Here is an 18,975-nt window from a genome sequence, read left to right on the forward strand (position 1 = left end):
GGCGGGAGTGCGTGCGCCGATCCGCTCCCGACCGGGCCGGAAGGCACGGGGAGGTTCAGCGGCGGCGTACGGCGACGAAGCGGACCGGGGTGCCGGGGACCGCCTGTGCCGCGGCCGGGAGGTCGGCGGGGCGGACGACCGCGATCACCGGGTAGCCGCCGGTGGTCGGGTGGTCGGCCAGGAACACCACCGGCGTGCCGTCCGGCGGCACCTGCACGGCGCCCAGCACCATGCCCTCGCTGGGCAGTTCCCGGTGCGTGGCCCGCTCCAGCGCCGGCCCGGTGGTGCGCAGCCCGATCCGGTTGCTCGCGGGCGACACCCGGTACGCACGGGAGGTGAACGTCCGCACCGCGGCCGGTGTGAACCAGTCGTGGCGCGGGCCGAGGGTCACCCGCAGCACCAGTTCCTCCGGGGGCGCCGGCTGCGGGGCGACGTCGACGTGCGTGTGGCGTACGGGCGGAGGGCCGAGGGGCAGCACCGCGCCGTCGGTGAGGGGCGCCGGGCCGAGCCCGGAGAGCAGGTCCGTGGAGCGGCTGCCGAGCACCGGATCGACGGCGATGCCGCCGGAGACGGCCAGATAGGACCGTACGCCGCGCCGCGCCGCGCCGACGTCCACGACGGAGCCGGCCCGCACGCGCACCGGCGCGCCCCAGGCGGCCGGGCGGCCGTCCACGGCGACCGGGCAGGGGGCCCCGGTGACCGCCACGGTGACCGTCGAACGGGGCCGCACGGAGCAGCCGTCGAGCGTCGTCTCCAGGAGCGCCGCGTCCGGCGGGTTGCCGGCCAGCCGGTTGGCGAGCGCCGCCGCCGGCCCGTCCAGCGCACCCGAGCGCGGCACACCGAGGTGGGCGTGCCCGGCACGGCCCCTGTCCTGCACGGTGGTCAGCGCTCCGGCGCGGACGACGGCGAGCGCACGGTCCGTCATGGGGCGCTCCCTGCCGCGTCCACCGGGACGAAGCGCACCCGCGTGCCGGGGGAGAGCAGCGCCGCGGGCTCGCGCGTGTGGTCCCACAGCACGAGGTCGGTGGTGCCGATGAGCTGCCAGCCGCCCGGCGAGGAACGCGGATACACGCCCGTGTACGGCCCGGCCAGCGCCACCGAACCGGCGGGGACCGCCGTGCGCGGTGTCGGCCGGCGCGGCACGTCGTAGCGCGACGGCAGACCGGTGAGGTAGCCGAATCCGGGCGCGAACCCGCAGAACGCCACCCGGAACTCGGCGTCCGCGTGGATGCGGGCCACCTCCCGCGCGCAAACACCCCAGTGCGCCGCCACCTCGGCGAGGTCCGGGCCGTCGTAGCGCACCGGGATCTCCACCGTCCCCTGCGCCCGAGGGGCGGCGGGCGGCAGGTCGCGCGCGGTCAGGTCGGCCGCGAGCCGGGCCGGGTCGGACAGGCCGTCGAGCAGCACCGTGCGCGCCGCCGGGACGATCTCGGCGGCCGGCAGGGAGCCCTCCGCGCGGCGGCGCAGCAACTCCGCGTGCAGCGCCTGCGCCTCCTCGCCGGAGGCGACCTCGACGAGCAGGGCGTCCTCGCCGACGGGCAGCACCCTCATGCGAAGGCCTCCACCCGGACACCGGCGTCCTCCAGCGCGCCGCGCACCCGGCGCGCCAGCTCCACCGCGCCGGGCGTGTCGCCGTGCAGGCACAGGGAACGCGCCCGCACCGCGATGCGCCGCCCCGACCGTGCGTCGACCTGCCCGTGGCGGGCCAGGTCCACCGACCGGGTCACGACGGTCCCGGGGTCGGTGACCACGGCGCCTTCCCGACCGCGCGGCACCAGCGTGCCCTCGTCGGTGTAGGCCCGGTCGGCGAACGCCTCCGTCACCACCGGAAGATCTGCCTTTCCGGCCAGCTCCAGCAGCCGCGAACCGGGCAGGCCGAGCACGGGCAGCTCGGCGTCGGCGAGCAGCACGCCCTCGACGACCGCGCCGGCCTGCTCCTCGTCGTGCACGACCCGGTTGTACAGGGCCCCGTGCGGCTTGACGTACGCCACGCGTGCGCCGGCCGCGCGCGCGAACACCTCCAGGGCGCCGATCTGGTAGGCCACCTCGGCCGCCAGCTCGGCGGGCGGCACGTCCATCGCGCGCCGCCCGAAGCCGGCCAGGTCCCGGTAGGAGACCTGGGCGCCGATCCGTACGCCGCGTGCGGCCGCCAGTTCGCAGACCCGGCGCATGGTGGCCGCGTCCCCGGCGTGGAAGCCGCAGGCCACGTTGGCGCTGGTGACGACGGACAGCAGCTGTTCGTCGTCGGTGAGCCGCCAGCGGCCGAAACCCTCGCCGAGGTCGGCGTTCAGATCGATCGACGTCATGGTCCTTCGTCTCTCCTGCTCGTACCGCACGGCCGTCAGGCCACGCGGAACTGCTCGTCGCGGGCGTCGCTGAGGAACATCTGCCCCGGTGCGTGCGTGAGGGCGAACGGCGGCCGGGAGGCCATGACCGCCGCCTGCGGAGTCACCCCGCAGGCCCAGAACACCGGGATGTCGTCCGGTGCGGGGTCCACCGGGTCACCGAAGTCGGGCCGGCCGAGGTCGGCGATGCCCAGCACGGAGGGATCGCCGCAGTGCACCGGACCGCCGTGCACCGCCGGCAGCAGACTGCTCTCCCGGATCGCCGCGGACAGGTGCCCGGGCGGCACCGGCCGCATGGACACCACCATCGGCCCGCGCAGCCGCCCCGCCGGACGGCACTGCCAACTCGTCACGTACATGGGAACGTTGCGGCCCTGCTCGACGTGCCGCACCGGAACACCCGCCGCCGTCAGCGCCCACTCGAACGTGAAGCTGCACCCGATCAGGAACGACACCAGGTCGTCACGCCAGTACGCGCGCACGTCCGTCGGCTCGTCCACCAACTCGCCGTGCTCCCACACCCGGTAGCGCGGCAGGTCCGTGCGCAGGTCCGCGTCCGCGGCGAGGACGGTGGTGACCGACCCGGCGTCGGTGACGTCCAGGACCGGACACGGCTTCGGATTGCGCTGGCAGAACAGCAGCATGTCGTACGCCCAGTCGGCGGGCACCGCGATCAGGTTGGCCTGGGTGTGGCCCGCGGCCACGCCCGCCGTGGGGCCCGCCAGCCCGTCCCGGAAGCGGGCGCGGGCCGTGCGCGGGCTCCAGGCGTGCGCGTCCTCGGCGACGAGGGTCACCGGGCGGTCGTCCACGGCGGCGGGGGTGAGGTCGTCTACGGGCTTCACTCCAGTTCCTTCCCGCGCGTCTCCGGCAGTCCCAGCAGCGCCAGCGCCGCCAGGCCGTACCCGATCGCGCCGAAGACCAGCGCCCCGCCCACGCCCCAGCTGTCGGCCAGGAAGCCGACCGTCGTCGGGAAGACGGCGCCGACAGCGCGTCCCGTGTTGTACGTGAAGCCCTGCCCGGTGCCCCGCACCGCCGTCGGGTACAGCTCGCTCAGGTAGGAGCCGAAACCGCTGAAGATGGCCGACATGCAGAACCCGAGCGGGAAACCGAGCACGAGGATCAGGCCGTTGGCGCCGTTCGGGATGTTCGTGTACGCCAGGATGCAGACCGCCGACAGCAGGGCGAACAGCCAGATGTTGCGCCGGCGGCCCAGCCGGTCGGTGAGGTAGCCGCCGGTCAGATAGCCGACGAAGGCGCCCGAGATCAGGAACGTCAGATAGCCGCCGGTGCCCACGACCGACAGGTCGCGCTCCGACTTCAGGTACGTCGGCACCCAGGTGGCGAGCGTGTAGTAGCCGCCCTGGACACCGGTGGACAGCAGCACGGCGAAGACCGTGGTGCGCAGCAGACCCGGCGATCCCGCCCGGCCCGGCCGGAAGATCACCGCGAACGAACCCTTCCGGGCGGACTTCTCCCGCGCGGCGGCCGCCTCGGGCGCGTCCCGCACGCTGCGCCGCACCCACACGACGAGCAGCGCCGGCAGCGCACCGGTCCAGAACATCACGCGCCACGCCAGGTCGTCGTCGACCAGCGAGAAGACCGCCGTGTACACGATGACGGCCAGCGCCCAGCCCACGGCCCACGAACTCTGGACCGCGCCGAGGGTACGGCCTCGGTGCTTGGCGCTCGCGTACTCGGCGACCAGGATCGCGCCGACCGCCCACTCGCCGCCGAAGCCGAGGCCCTGGAGCGCGCGGAACACCAGCAGCGTCTCGTAGTTGGGCGCGAAACCGCAGGCCACGGTGAACACCGCGTAGGTGATGACGGTCAGCAGCAGCGCCTTCACCCGGCCGATGCGGTCCGCCAGCACGCCGGCGAGGGCGCCGCCGACCGCGGAGACCACCAGGGTGACGGTCGTGAGCAGACCGGTCTGGCCGCTGTTCAGACCGAAGTACGCGGAGAGCGTGACCATGGTCAGCGGCAGCGTGAAGTAGTCGTACGAGTCCAGGGCGTAGCCGCCGAACGCGCCGCCGAAGGCGCGCCGCCCGCGCGGCCCCAGCGCGCGCAGCCAGCCCAACGCCCCGTCGTCGGAGGTGCGTTCGGACGCCGCGGGCTGTGGTGCGTCGGTCAGTGCCTGTGGTGGAGGGGTTGTGCTCATGGGCACCTCGCAGAGGGAGGACGGAGGGTGCGGGCAGGGATGAGCCGTGTCGTGCCCAGCAAGGTAGAGGATCGTTGAACGATCCTTCAATACCCCTGTTGTTTCGTTCTTCGTCGTGCGATTGAATTCCGGGCATGACGGAGCAGCTGAGCGGACTGGTCGACGACCGTGCCCTGTTGGGTCGCACCAGCACCGCCGAGCGGGTGGCGGACATCCTCAGGAGCCGGATCGCGGAGGGGTACTTCCCGCCCGGGACCCGGCTGTCGGAGGACAGCATCGGCGGCGCGCTCGGGGTCTCGCGCAACACGCTGCGCGAGGCGTTCCGGCTGCTCACGCACGAACGGCTGCTCGTCCACGAGCTGAACCGGGGCGTGTTCGTCCGGGTGCTGACCGTCGAGGACGTCGAGGACATCTACCGCACCCGCCGCCTGGTGGAGTGCGCCGTCGTGCGCGGACTGGGCGAGCCGCCCTACGCGCTCGGCGCGCTCGCCGACGTGGTGGAGCAGGGGCGTGCGGCGGCCCGCGAAGGTGACTGGAAAGGCGTGGGCACGGCCAACATCCACTTCCACCGGGAGCTGGTGGCCCTCGCCGCCAGCGAGCGGACCGACGAACTGATGCGCAGCGTCTTCGCCGAACTGCGGCTCGCCTTCCACGTGGTGGACGAGCCCCGACGGCTGCACGAACCGTATATCGCACGAAATGTCGCTATTCTCCAGGCTCTCCAGGCCGGCGACCGGGAGCAGGCCGAACAGCTGCTCGCCGCCTACCTCGACGTCTCGCTGGAACGGGTGGTGGAGGTGTACCGGCGCCGCGTCGGGGAGGACGCGCCCGGCGGCTGACGGCCCTTGGGAGCGGGCGCGCGGCGGCGGTGCGACAACCGTGACGGCGGGGCCCATCTGCCTCGTTTGGGCTGTTGTCAGACCGAGGACCTAGTCTGTGCACCGTGACTTCACCAGCATCACCGGAGAGCCCTCCGCCCCAGCTCAGCGCCGGACCGCGGCCCGCGCCGGGCCCGGCCGCCGACGAGGGCCTGGCGCGGCGGCTGCGCGCGCTCGCGTGCACCGCTCCGCTGCACGACCTGGACGCGCGCAAGGCCAACCTGGCCGGTGAGTACTCGGTGTACGGCATGGCGGAGATCGCCCTCGCGGCCATCGACCTGGTCACCCTGAACATGGACTTCGACACGGGCGCCGACCACGACCAGATCGTCGCCCGGCTCGTCCCGCGCATCGCTGCCCAGGCCCCGCGCCGTCCCGCCGCCGAGCACGAGCGGGTGGCCCGCTGGGTCCTGGAGAACCTGATCAACGTCGGCAGCGTCGACCGCGGCTTCCGCGCGGTTTACGGCGTGTTCGGCGCCGACGGCACCTATGTGCGCCGCGACTACGACTTCAAGCTCATCGAAGAGGTCCCCGGCCCCGGCGGCACGGTGTACCTGCGCACCACCGACGAAGCGGTCAACGTCCTCGTCGGCGCCCTGGACACCGATGTCACCAGCGCGCAGATCGCCGCCGAGGTCAAGCTGGAGGTGCTGATCAGCAGGGGCCGGCTCGCCGACGCCCAGCTCGCCGCCGAGCAGGCCCGCTACCGGACCGTGCAGTACTCCGAGACCCTGCGCCGGGCCCTGGACGCCACCCGCCGCAACGTCCGCGCGGTGGACTGGCTGAGCGCCGTGCCCGACATGATCGCCGAGGCACTGGACCACGTCGCGGACCGCTACCGCCACGAGAACGCCATCCTCACCAACATCCGCAAGGCCCGCGACGAGTCCGAGGACCCCGAGCACAAGCGCCGGGCCGCCGAGCTGGTCGACATCGTCAAGGACTGCATCCGGCGCCACACCCAGCTGCAGTCCCGGCTGCTGGAGGCCGGCCCGCTGTTCCGCGCCGAACAGGACCGGCAGGCCTTCGCCACCCCGGCCGCCACCTCCGGGACGGACCTCTACGGCCACCTGCTGGCGCCCCTGCTGCCCCTGCCCGTCGAGCGGGCGGCCCGGGTCACCGACGCCTTCTTCGCCCACGGCACCGGACTGCGCACCCCGGTGTCCGTCCGGGTCGCCGACCTCGTCGAGATACTGCTGACACCGCCCGTGGAGCGCGAACACCTCGGCGCCGAGATGCCGGAACCCGACCTGATCGCCACGCCCGACGACAGCCGCTTCAGCGAGGAGCAGCTGGCGGCCGCCAGGGAACTGCTCGACCTGCCGGCCGACGCGCCGCGCCGCCTCTCCGGACTGCTCGCCGACGCCCGCCGCCAGGACCCCGAACTGCCCTACCTGGTCGCCCTGCTGGCCATTCACGCCGCCAGCCCGCCGGTCGGCACCGCCTACCGCCAGGGCGAGCGCACACTGCTGTTCGCCGTGGACGACGGCACCGAGCTCGACGACCCGGAGTTCGGCGGGGCCGACCTCATCGTCGGCACGGCCCTGCTCGACGCGGCCGGCATGGCCGCGGACCGGACGGAGGCGGCATGACCGTCCCACCGACGGCCGGCCACGCCCCCACGGCCGACTCCGCCCCCGCCCGCCCATGTGCGGCAGCCGCCCGCACCGTCCGCACTTGTGCGGGAGCCGCCCGCACTGTCCGCCCCCGGGCGGGAGTCGTCCGTACCGTCGGCCCCTGTGCGGGAGTCGTCCGTACCGTCGGCCCCTGTGCGGGAGTCGTCCGCACTGTCCGCACCGGCGCGGCTGCCGCCCGCACTGTCCGCACCGGCGCGGCAGCCGTCCGCACCGTCCGCACCCGCGCCGCAGCCGTCCGCACCCGCGCGGGAGCCGCCCGCACCGATGTTCCCCAGAGCAAGGAGCCCCGACCGTGACCGAGCACGTCGAGTGGAGTGAGCCGGAGGCCGCGGCCGCACCGGCGAGCACCTCCGTCACGCCGGCCGACGCCGCCGACGCGGCCCGGCTCGTCGCCTTCGGCCTCCAGCCCAAGCTCCAGCCCGCCCGCGACCAGGAGTACGCCGACCTGCTGCGCCGCTACCGCGAGGACCCGCCGTTCGCGCGGCTCGCCGACGCCGTCGCCACCGGCCTCGGACTGATCGTGCTGGAGGTGTCCCCGCGCGCGGGCATGGCCGTCACCGCCTCCGAGGACTCCGTCTTCGCCGTCCGCATGGGCGACTACGCCCGCCGCACCTCCGCCGACGGCGGCGACCGCTTCCTGCACGGACTCGCCCACCTCGCCGTCGCCGCCATGGCCTTCCCCCGCCCCGAGGACCTCGCCGACGACGGCTACATCGGACGCGTCACGGTCAACGGCGTCGACGCCTTCGTCCGGCAGGCCTGCAACCGCCTGGAGCAGCGCGCCGCCGAACAGGGCGAGAACACCGACCCGGCCAGCGACGCGCCCGGCCTGGAGGCCGCCTGGCGGATCTGGGCCAGACGCAGCGCGACCGGCGCCACCAAGGACGCCCGCCGCCTCGCCGGCTCCACCACCGGCATCGTCGCCAAGGCCGTCACCTTCCTCACCGACTCCGGCTTCCTCCAGCGCACCGGCGACGACAACGGCGGCACCTACCGCACCACCGCCCGCTACCAGCTCCAGGTGCGCGACATGGCGGGCAGCGCCGCCCTGGCCGAACTGCTGGAACTGGGCGTCGTCCCGGTCACCGACGGCACACCCACCCTGCTGCCGCCCGACGACACCGACGACCTCGACCTGGTCGCCGACGCCGGCCTGCCGTTCCACTCGGTCTGACCCACCCGGTCCGCCAGGTCCGCCCGGCCCTTCTGGTCCGTCGGTCCTTCTGGTCCCTCCCGTCCTTCACCCCCAGCCCCCTCAACCCTCCACCTCACGAAGCCTCACGAGAGTCCGCCATGTACGAGCTGTCCCGGGTCCGCCTCTACTCCATCGGGCCGGCCGGTGCGCGCTACGCCGACACCGTGCTCGACCTGCGCGGCGTCGGCGGGGCCGTGCCCGACCCCGCCCCGACCCAGGCGGAGTTCTTCGAGGAGGAGCCCGTCGGCCCGCCGCGCCGCCCCGCGCCCGCCGGCGTGCTGTTCCTGGAGAACGGCGGCGGCAAGTCGGTCCTGCTCAAGCTGATCTTCTCGGTGATGCTCCCGGGCCACCGCAACACCCTCGGCGGCGCCAGCTCCGGCGTGCTGCGCAAGTTCCTCCTCGCCGACGACTGCGGCCACGTCGCGCTGGAGTGGCAGCACGTGCAGACCGGCGAGTGCGTCGTCGTCGGCAAGGTCAGCGAGTGGCGGGGCCGCCAGGTCTCCAACGATCCGCGCAAGTTCGCCGAGGCCTGGTACTCCTTCCGCCCCGGCCCCGGACTCAGCCTGGACAACCTGCCCGTCGCCGAGTCCACGGCCGTACGGCCGCCCGCCGAGGGCCAGTCCGGCGCGCGCGGGCGGCGCCGCACCATGAAGGGCTTCCGGGACGCCCTCACCGACGCGGGCAAGAACTACCCGCACCTCGAAGTGCACTGGGAGGAGATCCACGAACGCTGGACCGAGCACCTCGGCGACCTGGGCCTCGACCCCGAACTCTTCCGCTACCAGCGCGAGATGAACGCCGACGAGGGCGAGGCCGCCGGTCTCTTCGCGGTGAAGAAGGACTCCGACTTCACCGACCTGCTGCTGCGCGCCGTCACCGACACCCGCGACACCGACGGACTCGCCGACCTGGTCAGCGGCTTCGGCAACAAGCTCGGCCGACGGGCCGAACTGATCGCCGAACGGGACTTCACCGCCGGCTCCGTCGACCTGCTGGGCCGGATCGTCGAGGCCGCCGAGGCCCGCACCCGGGCGCGGGAGATCCACACCGCAGCCGAGCGCCGCACCCGCACCCTGGCCCGGCGACTCTCCGCGCGCGGCGCGCAGGAACGCCTCCGCGCCGCCGACCTGGCCGGGCGGGTCACCGCCGCCGCCTACGCCGTCACCCACGCCGAGTCCGCGCGCGAGCACAGCGCGCTGGTCTCCGCCGAACTCGCCTACCGCCACGCCTCGCTGGCCCTCGCCGCCGCCGAGAAGTCCGCCGCCGCGCAGAAGCGTGAACTCGCCGACGCGCGCACGCTGTACGCGGCCTGGCAGGCCGCCGAGTCCGCGCTGCGCCACCGTGCCGCCGCCGACCGGGTCGCGCGCGTCTCCGCCGCCATCCAGGAGGCCGAACGGGACGCCGCCCCCGCGCTGGCCGCACGCGCCAAGGCCGCCGTCGACCTGGTGCGGGCCCTGCACGCCGCCGCACGCAACGCCGAGCACCTCGCCAACGAGGAGGAGGAGCGCTCCGCCGCCCTCCAGGAGGTCAGCGACACCGCCTACCGCGACTCCACCGCCGCGGCCACCGAGGCACAGCGGGCCCGCAGCGAGATCGGACACCTGCGGCAGCGGCTCACCGAGGTCGAGCAGGAGACCGCCGAGGCCGTCCGGGCCGGCTGGCTCGACGACAGCGCCCCCGACGCCGACCCCGCCCGGGCCGCCCTCGCCGCCAGCGACGCCGAGAAGACGACCGTCGCCGCCTGGGACGCCGCCCGCGAGACGGCCCGCAAGGCCCTGGAGCACGCGCGCGAGGCCGCGGCCGCCGAGAGCCGCGCGGAACTCACCGCCGCCCGCGCCGCCGACGCGGCCACCGCCGCCGAACGCGCCCACGAGAGCGAGCGCCGCACCGCCGAGGCCCTCGCCGCCGAGGAACGCCTCGCCGAGCTGCTGAGCCTGCCGGCGGCCACCCGCGGCGCACGGGCCGGTGTGCCGAACCCCCGCACCGACGGGGACGGCAACGACGGGAACCGCGGCGACGCGGCCCGCCCGGCCGGCGACCGGCGCACGCCGGCGGCCCGGCCCGCCGCCGACGGCACCCTGACCGCCGAGGACCTCGACCGGTTCGCCGACGACCTGCGTGAACTCCTCGACGACGCCGTCACCTCCGCCGAACGACAGCTGTTCGACCTGCGCACCGCCGCCGCCGACGACGCCCGGATCCTCGGCGCCCTCGGCGACGGCGGGCTGCTGCCACCCGGCCCGGACGTGCTGGCGACCGTCGAGTTCCTCGGCGAGCACGGCATCCCCGCCCTGCCCGGGTGGCGCTACCTCGCGCAGGCCGTCGACCCCGCCGACCACGCCCGGGTCCTGGCCGCCCGCCCCGAACTGGTCGACGGCGTCATCATCACCGACCCCGACTCCCACCTGCGCGCCCGCGAGGCGCTGAGCGACGCCGCCCTGCTGCCCCGCTCCGCCGTCGCGGTCGGCACGGCCGCCGCCCTGCTCGCCCCCACCCCGGCGCCCGGCACCGACACCGGCGACGTCTTCCTCGTACCGCCGAACCCGGCCATGCACGACGAACACGCCGCCGACGAGGAACGGCAGGCGCTGCGCGCACGGGCGACCGAACGCGACGAGGAGATCCGCGCGCTCGCCGCCCGGCTCGGCAAGGACCGTGAACTGGCCGCCCGGCTCGCCTCCTGGCGCACCGGCTGCCCGGCCGGCCGGCTCACCGAACTGGCCACGGCGGCCCGGCAGGCGCGCGCATTCGCCGATGAGTCCGAGGCCGAACTGGCCGAGGCGCGCACCCTACGGGCCGAAGCGGAGGAGGCCGCCAACGAGGCCACCCGGGTCCGTGACGAGCGGCAGGAGGCCGCGCAGAAGGCCCGGCGCGCGGCCGACGCCCTCGCCGGACTCGCGTTCCGGCTGCGGGAACGGGCCGGCTGGCAGGTCAAGCTGCGGGAACTGGCCGACGACGCGGCCGAGGCCGAAGCACGCGCCCAGGCCTGCCTGGAACGGGCGCGCGCCGCCGACGAGGACCGGCGCGGCGCCCAGCGCGCCGCCGACGACGCCCGCCGCACCGCGCGTGCGCTGCGCGCCGAGCGTTCCGAGATCGCGGGCGCCCCCGACGACCTGCCCGAGGACGGCACCGCAGCGCCGGGGGCCTCCCTGCCCGCCCTGCGCGAGGCGTACCGGGCCGCCTCCCAGGTGTACGAGAAGGTCGGCGTCGGAGCCGACCTGCGTGCCGAACAGGCCCGCGCGGAGAGCGACGAGAGCGCCGCCCGCGCGGAACTGGACCGCCTCAGCAACAAGGTCCGCACCCGCGCCGAGCAGCTCCTCGAGTCGCCCGACGGCTCCGACGGGCCCAGCCGGCAGGCCGCCGCCGCCCGTGCCGAGGAACTGGTGCAGCTCCTGGAGACCCGGATGTCCAGCGCGAGCGAGCAGCTGGGGCGGCTGCGCGGCGAGGCCGAACGACTCGCACCGCAGGACGGCGAGGCGCACACCGAACTCCCCGAGGAGCTGCTGCCGCGCGACGCCGAGCACGCCCAGGCGCTGCTGCGCACCGCCACGGCAGAACTCGCCTCCCGCACCGAGGCGTTGAACCAGGCGCGGGAGGCGCACGCCGAACTGCTCGACGCGCACCGCGCCGCCGAGGACGCGGCCGGCGGCTTCGACGAGATCGCCGCCATGCTCCGCGACCTGCTGCGCGAACACGTTCCCGAGGAGGAGCAGGAGCAGCCCGAGCCCTACCCGGGCGGACTGGAGGAGGCCCGGCAGTCCGCCGCCGAGGCCCGCCGCTCGCTGCGCGGCTGCGCCGCCGACCTGTCCGCAGCCGAGTCCGCCGTGCGCGAGGCGAGCGACGTCCTCGTCCGGCACGCCAACTCCACCCGCTACGAGCAGGTCCGCACCCCCGCGCGCCAGCAGATCCGCGAACTGCCCGCCTCCGCGCTGCCCGAGCACGCCCACAAGTGGGCGGACGCCTTCGCCCCCCGGCTGCGGGTCCTCACCGACGAGCTGGAGCAGCTGGAGCGCAACCGCGACTCGATCGTGGACCGGCTGCGCGGACTGGTCGAGTCGGCCCTCGCCACCCTCCGCTCGGCGCAGCGGCTGTCCCGGCTGCCGGAGGGCCTCGGCGAGTGGTCGGGACAGGAGTTCCTGCGGATCCGCTTCGAGGAGCCCGACCAGGCGACGCTCACCGAGCGTCTCGGCGAGGTCATCGACGAGGCGACCCGGGCGGCCGTGAAGAAGAACTCCGATCTGCGGCGCGACGGCATGTCCCTGCTGCTGCGCGGGGTCGCCGCCGCCCTCCAGCCGAAGGGCGTCGCCGTGGAGATCCTCAAGCCCGACGCGGTGCTGCGCGCCGAGCGGGTGCCCGTCGGCCAGATGGGCGACGTGTTCTCCGGCGGCCAGCTGCTCACCGCCGCCATCGCCCTGTACTGCACGATGGCCGCCCTGCGCTCCAACGACCGGGGACGGGACAAGCACCGGCACGCCGGAACCCTGTTCCTGGACAACCCCATCGGCCGCGCCAACGCCACCTATCTGCTGGAGCTCCAGCGGGCGGTCGCCGACGCGCTCGGCGTGCAGCTGCTGTACACCACCGGCCTGTTCGACACGACGGCACTCGCGGAGTTCCCGCTGGTCATCCGGCTGCGCAACGACGCCGACCTGCGGGCCGGCCTGAAGTACATCAGCGTGGAGGAACACCTGCGGCCGGGGCTCCCGCAGCAGGACCCGGCCGAGGAGGCGCACAGCGAGATCACGGCGACCCGCATGTTCAAGCGGCCCGCCACGGCGAACGGCTGACCGGGACGGCCGCCCGCCAAGACTGCCGGCCAAGGCTGCCCGCCAAAGGCCGCCCGCCGAAGGCCGGCGGCCCCGGGGTCGCCGGGGCGGCCGGGGTCGCTGAGCCGCCAGGGCGGCCGGGGCGGCCGGGGTCGCCGGGCCGCTGGTGCCGCCGGGGGTTCAGAATCCGTAGCCCATGCGCCGGGACAGCTCGGCAGCCGCCGTCGCCGTCCGGCTGCCCAGCGCGGGCAGCCGGTCCGCCTTCATCCGGTACACCGGCCCCGAGACGCTGAGCGCCGCGATCACCGCGCCGTCGTGCGAGCGGACCGGCGCGGCGACGGCGGCGAGGCCCAGCTCCAGTTCCTCCAGCGTGGCGGCGAATCCCCGGTCGGCCACCGCCTCCAGCTCACCGCGCAGCGCGGACGCCCGGGTGATCGTGTGCTCCGTGAACCGCCGCAGCGGACGGGAGAGATGACCCTCGCGAAGAGCGGGCGCCATGTGGGCCAGGAACACCTTCCCGCCGGCGGTGGCATGCAGGGGAGTGCGCCGGCCCAGCCAGTCCTGTGCCGTCACCGCCGCCGTGCCGCGGGCCTGCATGATGTTGACGGCCGCGTCGTCGTCCGGCACCGCCAGGTTGACCGTCTCGCCCAGTTCGTCGGCGAGTTCCCGGCACACCGGGACGCCCTCCTGCGAGATGTCCAGCCGCACGGCCGCGGCACCGGCGAGGCGCAGCACACCGGCCCCCAGGTAGTACTTCCCGCGGTCCTTGGCCTGGGCGACCAGGCCGCGGTTCTCCAGCACACCGAGCAGGCGGAACGCCGTGGACTTGTGCACGCCCAGTTCGCCCGCGATCTCCGTGACGCCCGCCTCCCCGAGCCGGGCGAGGATCTCCAGCACGCTCACGGCACGGTCCACCGACTGCACCGCACTGGTCGCGCCCGCCCCGGTGCGCCCGGGCCCCTGCTGGGCGTCGGTCATGGCTCGACTCACCGCCTGTCGGTCCGCTGCGGGCCGCCGCCTTCCGGCTTCGGTGGGACGGTCGTCCGCCCGGGATCTGTTGCGCAGGGCGCCTTTCGGTGCGCTCCGCGGAACACCATGCTATCGGGACCCCCGGGCCGGGATTCAGGAGTGCGACAGCCGCCGGGCCGCACCCCGCCGGCGTATCCGGCCCTCCGCCCGCGCTGCGGCGCGCTGCTGACGGCGGGCCCGCCGCCGCTCCCGCCGCAGGGCCCGCGCGGTGCTGCTGGGGGCGGACACCACACCGTTGCGCTGGTTCCAGACCTGGCGGGTCACCCATACGTCCAGCACCGCCCAGGTGGCCAGGACGGTACTGACGACACTGCTGATGACCATGGGAAACGCCAGCCAGGACTCGGCCAGCGTGCACAGCACGGCCACCATGGCCTGAATCAGCGTCACGGAGATGACCAGCACCGCCCGCACGGCCGCCGTCCGCACCGGATCCGGAAGCCGGCGCCGCCGCGCGGGCTCCTCGACCCACAACGGCCGGTGGCCGGCCCGCCGCCCCGCCATGCCGGACGCACCGGCGTCGTCCACGGCCGCGCGTTCCGCACCGACCGCGCGCGCCGCGCGTGACGTGTCGTGCCCGGGCGCCGCACGGCCGCGCCCGTCGGCCGTCCCGCCCTCGACCGCGGCCGTACCGGACCCCCGCGCCCCGGTATCCGGCCGTGCCGTCGTCCGCGCCGCGCCGCCCTCGGGCGCCCCGCGCCGCTCCGCCGTGCCCATCAACGTGTCACTCCCCACCGCCGGCAGACAGCCCGCTCGTGTCCGAAGACCCGGTTCTCCATTGGCTGCCCGGCTTGCGCTCGTCTACGCCGCCCAGGTGCGGGACACGGCTCCTGTGACCGATTCCGCCCCCATTTCCCACAGAGAAGGACGAACAGCACGCCGCGAAGATTCCCGACCGGGAAAGGATTCGGCCAACCGTCGCTTCCTGTTCGTGAAATTCACCTCCGGGAAGCGCCCCGGATTCCGGGAGGCAATCTCCCCCAATGCCCGGACAACTCACCATCTCCGGACGCCAGTACGGAACCACAGGTTCCGGACGGCTCTTCGAGTTCACCCCAGGGCGGTAGTAGGCTCGCGCCGTTTGTTGACGCACTGTGTACCCCCGGCCGGTCGGGGGCCGAGCTGGGGGAGGCCATGCGCTTTCGCGGGAAGTCCGTCCGCCGGAAGATCGTGGCGCTGCTTCTCGTGCCGCTGTTGTCCCTGACCACGATCTGGGCCTTCACCACGGCGATCACGGGCCGCGAGGCAAGCCATCTGTTCGACGTCTCGTCGGTGATGGAGGAGGTCGGCTACCCCGTCGAGGACACCGTCCGTGTCCTTCAGCAGGAGCGCCGGCAGACCCTCGTCTACCTCGCCGACCCGCGCGCCTCGAACGCCCTCGCCGCGCTCCGCCGCAGCCGCGCCGCCACCGACCGGGCCGTGGCGATCGTGCGCAGCAGCGCCGCGAACTCCGACGTGCACGAGGCCATGCACGGCGACAGCGGTGAACTGACCGCCGTACTGGACTCCTTCGAGGGCATCGACTCCCTGCGCCGCAGCGTCGAGGACGGCACCGTCGACCGCTCGCAGGCCCTCGACCTCTACAACCGGCTGGTCGACCCGTGCTACGTGCTGCTGGCCGAACTCCATGTGGTCGAGGACGTCGAGCTCGACAAGCAGTACCGCGCCCTCGTCAGCCTCGCCCGCGCCCGCGAACTGCTCTCCCGCGAGGACGCCCTGCTCGGCTCCGCCCTGCTCGTCGGCACGCTCTCCCGGGACGAGGTGCGGGACCTCTCCGACCTCGTGGCGCAGCGCACGCTGCTGTACGACGCCGGTCTGCCGCAGCTGCCCGCCGCCGAACGCGACCGCTACGAGACCTTCTGGAAGAACGCCGCCTCCGCACCGCTGCGCGTGGGTGAGGAAGCCGCGATCTCCTCCGGCACCGGAACGCCCCGCGGGATCACCGCGAAGGGCTGGGACATCGCCGCCGGCAACGTGCTCGCCGAGCTCGCCACCCTCAACGACCAGGCCACCGACCGCTACCAGGACCGCGTCCGCCCCGTCGCCCTCGGCGTCATCGCGCAGGCCGTCATCGCCGGCAGCCTCGGCCTGATCGCCCTGCTGGTCTCCCTCTTCCTCTCCGTACGCGTCGGCCGCGGCCTCGTCCGCGACCTCCGGCAGCTGCGCCTGGAGGCCCACGAGGCGTCCGGCGTGCGGCTGCCCAGCGTGATGCGCCGCCTCTCGGCGGGCGAACAGGTCGACGTCGAGACCGAAGTGCCGCGCCTGGAGTACGACAAGAACGAGTTGGGCGAGGTCGGCCAGGCCCTCAACACCCTCCAGCGCGCCGCCGTGGAGGCCGCCGTCAGGCAGGCCGAACTGCGCGCCGGTGTCTCCGAGGTGTTCGTCAACCTCGCCCGCCGCAGCCAGGTGCTGCTGCACAAGCAGCTCACCCTGCTGGACACCATGGAGCGCAGGACCGACGACACCGAGGAACTCGCCGACCTGTTCCGGCTGGACCACCTCACCACCCGGATGCGCCGGCACGCCGAGGGCCTGGTGATCCTCTCCGGTGCCGCGCCCTCCCGGCAGTGGCGCAAGCCCGTCCAGCTCATGGACGTCGTCCGCGCGGCCGTCGCCGAGGTGGAGGACTACGAGCGCATCGAGGTCCGTCGGCTGCCGAGGGTCGCGGTCACCGGACCGGCCGTCGCCGACCTCACCCATCTGGTGGCCGAACTGCTGGAGAACGCCACGGTCTTCTCCCCGCCGCACACCGCCGTCCAGGTCCTCGGCGAGCGCGTGGCCAACGGCTTCACCCTGGAGATCCACGACCGCGGGCTCGGCATGGCCGCCGACGCGCTCCTCGACGCCAACCTCCGCCTCGCCGAGACCCCGGAGTTCGAACTCTCCGACACCGACCGGCTCGGCCTGTTCGTGGTCAGCCGGCTCGCCAAGCGCCAGAACGTGCGGGTCTCCCTGCAACCCTCCCCGTACGGCGGCACCACCGCGGTCGTGTTCCTTCCCGACGCCCTACTGACGGACGACATCCCGGACACCAACGGTGTCGGCTTCCGTCTGGACCGGCCCAAGCGCCCCGACGAGCGGGACACCGAGGAGAGCCGCCGCGCCGCGCTCTCCCAGGTGCCCGTGCAGCTGCCCCGGCTGCCCGCCTCGCTGCTGGACGGCCCCATCGAGCTGGAGGCACCCGTCGACCTGGACTCCCTCGACGGCTTCCCCGAGCTGGGTGACGAGGACGGCGGACACGGCGGACTCTTCCGTCCGCGCCGCTCCCTCACCGGCGGCACCGACGAGCGGCCCGGCCACGGCGGCGACGCCGAGCAGCCGGACCTCCGCGACGACACGGACCCGGACGACCGGACGGGCGCCCCGGTCCCGCCGGCCCGCAGGTCGACCCCCAAGCTGGTCAGCTCCCACGGGCGCCCGGTGCGCGACCAGCGCACGCGGGGCGAACGGTCGGACGCGGACGACGCCGCCGCACCCTCGGGCCGCCCCGCGCCGGATACGGCACCCCCGCTGCCCACCCGCCGCCGGGGTGAGGAGCCCGCACGGCGCTGGACCACCGGCCGCACGGGCCCGGAACCCCTGTCCCCGCTCCCGGCCCGCCGCCGGGCCGAGCGGCTTCCCGCCGACAGCGAGCACGACCCGCGGGACGCGGAGACGCCGCCCGCACTGCCGTCCCGGCGCCGGGGCGCCGAACCCGCCCGCCCCGTGGGCAGCGCGGGGGAACGGGGAGCGTCCCCGTCACCCGCCGGCCCCGCACGCGAGGACCGGTCCGGTCCGCCCGCCGGACTTCCCCAGCGGATCCGCCGCCCCGCCGGCACGGCGAGCGGCGACGGCCCCGACGACTCCGCACCGGACGCGAACGCGACGGACACCGGTGCCGCACCGCCCGGCGGCGGATCACTGCCCCGGCGCGTACGGCAGGCCAGCCTCGCCCCGCAGCTCAAGCGCGCCGCCGGGCGCAGGAACGACGACAGCGCCCGGCCCGTTGAACGGGATGCCGACGAAGTACGCAGCCGTATGGCCTCGCTCCAGCGCGGCTGGCAGCGCGGCCGTGAGGAGAACGCCGCGGGCGAGGACGCCGGCAGCGGCACAGCACCACGACGAACGACAAAGGGGGACGGTCGATGACCGCACCGAAGGGCACCGGCCACAGCACGACGGACAAGGGGGAGCTGAACTGGCTCCTCGACGACCTCGTGGACCGCGTCGCCAGCATCCGCAAGGCGATCGTGCTCTCCGGCGACGGCCTGGCCACGGGCGCGTCGAAGGACCTGACCCGGGAGGACAGCGAGCACCTGGCGGCCGTCGCCTCCGGCTTCCACAGCCTCGCCAAGGGCGTGGGCCGGCACTTCGAGGCCGGCGACGTCCGCCAGACCGTCGTGGAACTCGACGAGGCGTTCCTGTTCGTCACCGCCGCCGGTGACGGCAGCTGCCTCGCCGTCCTGTCCGACGCCGACTCGGACGTCGGACAGGTCGCCTACGAGATGACGCTGCTGGTGAAGCGGGTCGGGGCGCATCTGGGCTCGGCCCCGCGCACCGATCTGCCCGCGGGCGGGTAGTGGGATGACATGAGCGCTGACGGTCAGGGCAGAAGCCACTGGTTCGACGACGAGGCCGGACCGGTCGTCCGCCCGTACGCCATGACGCGGGGCCGTACCACCAGCACGGCCCAGCACCGCCTCGACCTGATCGCGGTGGTCGTCACGGAGCCGCACGCGGACGACCCCGAGTCCGATCCCACACTCTCCCCGGAGCATGTGGACATCGTCGAACTGTGCCGTGACACCCCGCAGACGGTTGCGGAACTCTCCGCCGAACTCGACCTGCCGATCGGAGTCGTCCGGGTCCTCGTCGGGGACCTCGTGGACAGCGAACTCGTCCACGTGAACCGGCCCGTACCCCCGGCGGAACTGGTCGACGAGAGTATTCTGCGCGACGTGATCAACGGCCTGCGGGCGCTGTGACCG

The 18,975-nt window shown here is 74.6% G+C and carries 14 protein-coding genes; 7 read left to right on the forward strand and 7 right to left on the reverse strand.

Features of this window, described 5'->3' with window-relative positions:
* Nucleotides 1-55: 55 nt before the first annotated feature.
* From FGW31_RS29415 to FGW31_RS29435, 5 genes are read right to left on the reverse strand one after another with little or no spacing between them, the layout of a single operon-like run.
* Nucleotides 56-925, reverse strand: a complete 870-nt coding sequence (locus FGW31_RS29415) for a 5-oxoprolinase subunit C family protein (protein WP_142196581.1) — start codon at nt 923-925, stop codon at nt 56-58.
* Nucleotides 922-1,551, reverse strand: coding sequence for a 5-oxoprolinase subunit B family protein (locus tag FGW31_RS29420; protein ID WP_142196582.1), 630 nt, complete (start codon nt 1,549-1,551; stop codon nt 922-924). Before FGW31_RS29420 ends, FGW31_RS29415 begins: the two co-directional genes overlap by 4 nt.
* Nucleotides 1,548-2,306 (reverse strand): LamB/YcsF family protein, encoded by a 759-nt coding sequence (locus FGW31_RS29425; RefSeq protein WP_142196583.1) that lies wholly within the window; start codon nt 2,304-2,306, stop codon nt 1,548-1,550. The genes FGW31_RS29420 and FGW31_RS29425 overlap by 4 nt, the downstream gene beginning before the upstream one ends.
* Nucleotides 2,307-2,341: 35 nt before the next feature.
* Entirely contained in the window at nt 2,342-3,187 is an 846-nt protein-coding gene (locus FGW31_RS29430; RefSeq protein ID WP_142196584.1) for a putative hydro-lyase, read from the reverse strand.
* Entirely contained in the window at nt 3,184-4,503 is a 1,320-nt protein-coding gene (locus FGW31_RS29435) for an MFS transporter (protein WP_142196585.1), read from the reverse strand. The genes FGW31_RS29430 and FGW31_RS29435 overlap by 4 nt, the downstream gene beginning before the upstream one ends.
* A gap of 134 nt (nt 4,504-4,637) precedes the next feature.
* On the opposite strand from FGW31_RS29435, the gene FGW31_RS29440 reads away from it, so the two are divergent.
* The 4 genes from FGW31_RS29440 (at nt 4,638) to FGW31_RS29455 (ending at nt 13,000) form a co-directional block, all read left to right on the forward strand.
* Nucleotides 4,638-5,342, forward strand: a complete 705-nt coding sequence (locus FGW31_RS29440; RefSeq protein ID WP_142196586.1) for a GntR family transcriptional regulator — start codon at nt 4,638-4,640, stop codon at nt 5,340-5,342.
* A gap of 104 nt (nt 5,343-5,446) precedes the next feature.
* A complete protein-coding gene (locus FGW31_RS29445; RefSeq protein ID WP_142196587.1) occupies nt 5,447-6,973 on the forward strand; it encodes a hypothetical protein in 1,527 nt (508 codons plus the stop codon).
* A gap of 337 nt (nt 6,974-7,310) precedes the next feature.
* Nucleotides 7,311-8,192: a hypothetical protein gene (locus FGW31_RS29450; protein WP_142196588.1), complete on the forward strand. Its 882-nt coding sequence runs from the start codon at nt 7,311-7,313 to the stop codon at nt 8,190-8,192.
* Between the two features lie 119 nt (nt 8,193-8,311).
* Entirely contained in the window at nt 8,312-13,000 is a 4,689-nt protein-coding gene (locus tag FGW31_RS29455) for a hypothetical protein (RefSeq protein WP_142196589.1), read from the forward strand.
* A 159-nt stretch (nt 13,001-13,159) separates the two neighbouring features.
* On the opposite strand, the gene FGW31_RS29460 is transcribed toward FGW31_RS29455, so the two are convergent.
* Both FGW31_RS29460 and FGW31_RS29465 read right to left on the reverse strand, forming a co-directional pair.
* Nucleotides 13,160-13,957: an IclR family transcriptional regulator gene (locus FGW31_RS29460; RefSeq protein WP_182675271.1), complete on the reverse strand. Its 798-nt coding sequence runs from the start codon at nt 13,955-13,957 to the stop codon at nt 13,160-13,162.
* Nucleotides 13,958-14,101: 144 nt separating this feature from the next.
* Nucleotides 14,102-14,725 (reverse strand): hypothetical protein, encoded by a 624-nt coding sequence (locus FGW31_RS29465; protein WP_142196590.1) that lies wholly within the window; start codon nt 14,723-14,725, stop codon nt 14,102-14,104.
* 417 nt (nt 14,726-15,142) lie between these two features.
* Between FGW31_RS29465 and FGW31_RS29470 the strand changes: the two genes are divergently transcribed.
* From FGW31_RS29470 to FGW31_RS29480, 3 genes are read left to right on the forward strand one after another with little or no spacing between them, the layout of a single operon-like run.
* A complete protein-coding gene (locus FGW31_RS29470; RefSeq protein ID WP_142196591.1) occupies nt 15,143-18,136 on the forward strand; it encodes a sensor histidine kinase in 2,994 nt (997 codons plus the stop codon).
* Nucleotides 18,133-18,567, forward strand: coding sequence for a roadblock/LC7 domain-containing protein (locus FGW31_RS29475; RefSeq protein ID WP_142196592.1), 435 nt, complete (start codon nt 18,133-18,135; stop codon nt 18,565-18,567). Before FGW31_RS29470 ends, FGW31_RS29475 begins: the two co-directional genes overlap by 4 nt.
* 9 nt (nt 18,568-18,576) lie before the next feature.
* On the forward strand, nt 18,577-18,972 hold the full coding sequence (locus FGW31_RS29480; protein ID WP_142196593.1) for a DUF742 domain-containing protein: 396 nt from the start codon (nt 18,577-18,579) through the stop codon (nt 18,970-18,972).
* Nucleotides 18,973-18,975: the final 3 nt, after the last annotated feature.

Source organism: Streptomyces calvus (assembly GCF_006782915.1).
Classification (GTDB): domain Bacteria; phylum Actinomycetota; class Actinomycetes; order Streptomycetales; family Streptomycetaceae; genus Streptomyces; species Streptomyces calvus.

Excerpts from the sequence above, each read along its gene's own strand:
- FGW31_RS29420 (WP_142196582.1), bottom strand. The coding sequence starts at position 1,551 with ATGAGGGTGCTGCCCGTCGGCGAGGACGCCCTGCTCGTCGAGGTCGCC.
- FGW31_RS29415 (WP_142196581.1), bottom strand. The coding sequence starts at position 925 with ATGACGGACCGTGCGCTCGCCGTCGTCCGCGCCGGAGCGCTGACCACC.
- FGW31_RS29480 (WP_142196593.1), top strand. The coding sequence starts at position 18,577 with ATGAGCGCTGACGGTCAGGGCAGAAGCCACTGGTTCGACGACGAGGCC.
- FGW31_RS29440 (WP_142196586.1), top strand. The coding sequence starts at position 4,638 with ATGACGGAGCAGCTGAGCGGACTGGTCGACGACCGTGCCCTGTTGGGT.
- FGW31_RS29435 (WP_142196585.1), bottom strand. The coding sequence starts at position 4,503 with ATGAGCACAACCCCTCCACCACAGGCACTGACCGACGCACCACAGCCC.
- FGW31_RS29475 (WP_142196592.1), top strand. The coding sequence starts at position 18,133 with ATGACCGCACCGAAGGGCACCGGCCACAGCACGACGGACAAGGGGGAG.
- FGW31_RS29465 (WP_142196590.1), bottom strand. The coding sequence starts at position 14,725 with ATGGGCACGGCGGAGCGGCGCGGGGCGCCCGAGGGCGGCGCGGCGCGG.
- FGW31_RS29425 (WP_142196583.1), bottom strand. The coding sequence starts at position 2,306 with ATGACGTCGATCGATCTGAACGCCGACCTCGGCGAGGGTTTCGGCCGC.
- FGW31_RS29460 (WP_182675271.1), bottom strand. The coding sequence starts at position 13,957 with ATGACCGACGCCCAGCAGGGGCCCGGGCGCACCGGGGCGGGCGCGACC.
- FGW31_RS29455 (WP_142196589.1), top strand. The coding sequence starts at position 8,312 with ATGTACGAGCTGTCCCGGGTCCGCCTCTACTCCATCGGGCCGGCCGGT.
- FGW31_RS29470 (WP_142196591.1), top strand. The coding sequence starts at position 15,143 with ATGCGCTTTCGCGGGAAGTCCGTCCGCCGGAAGATCGTGGCGCTGCTT.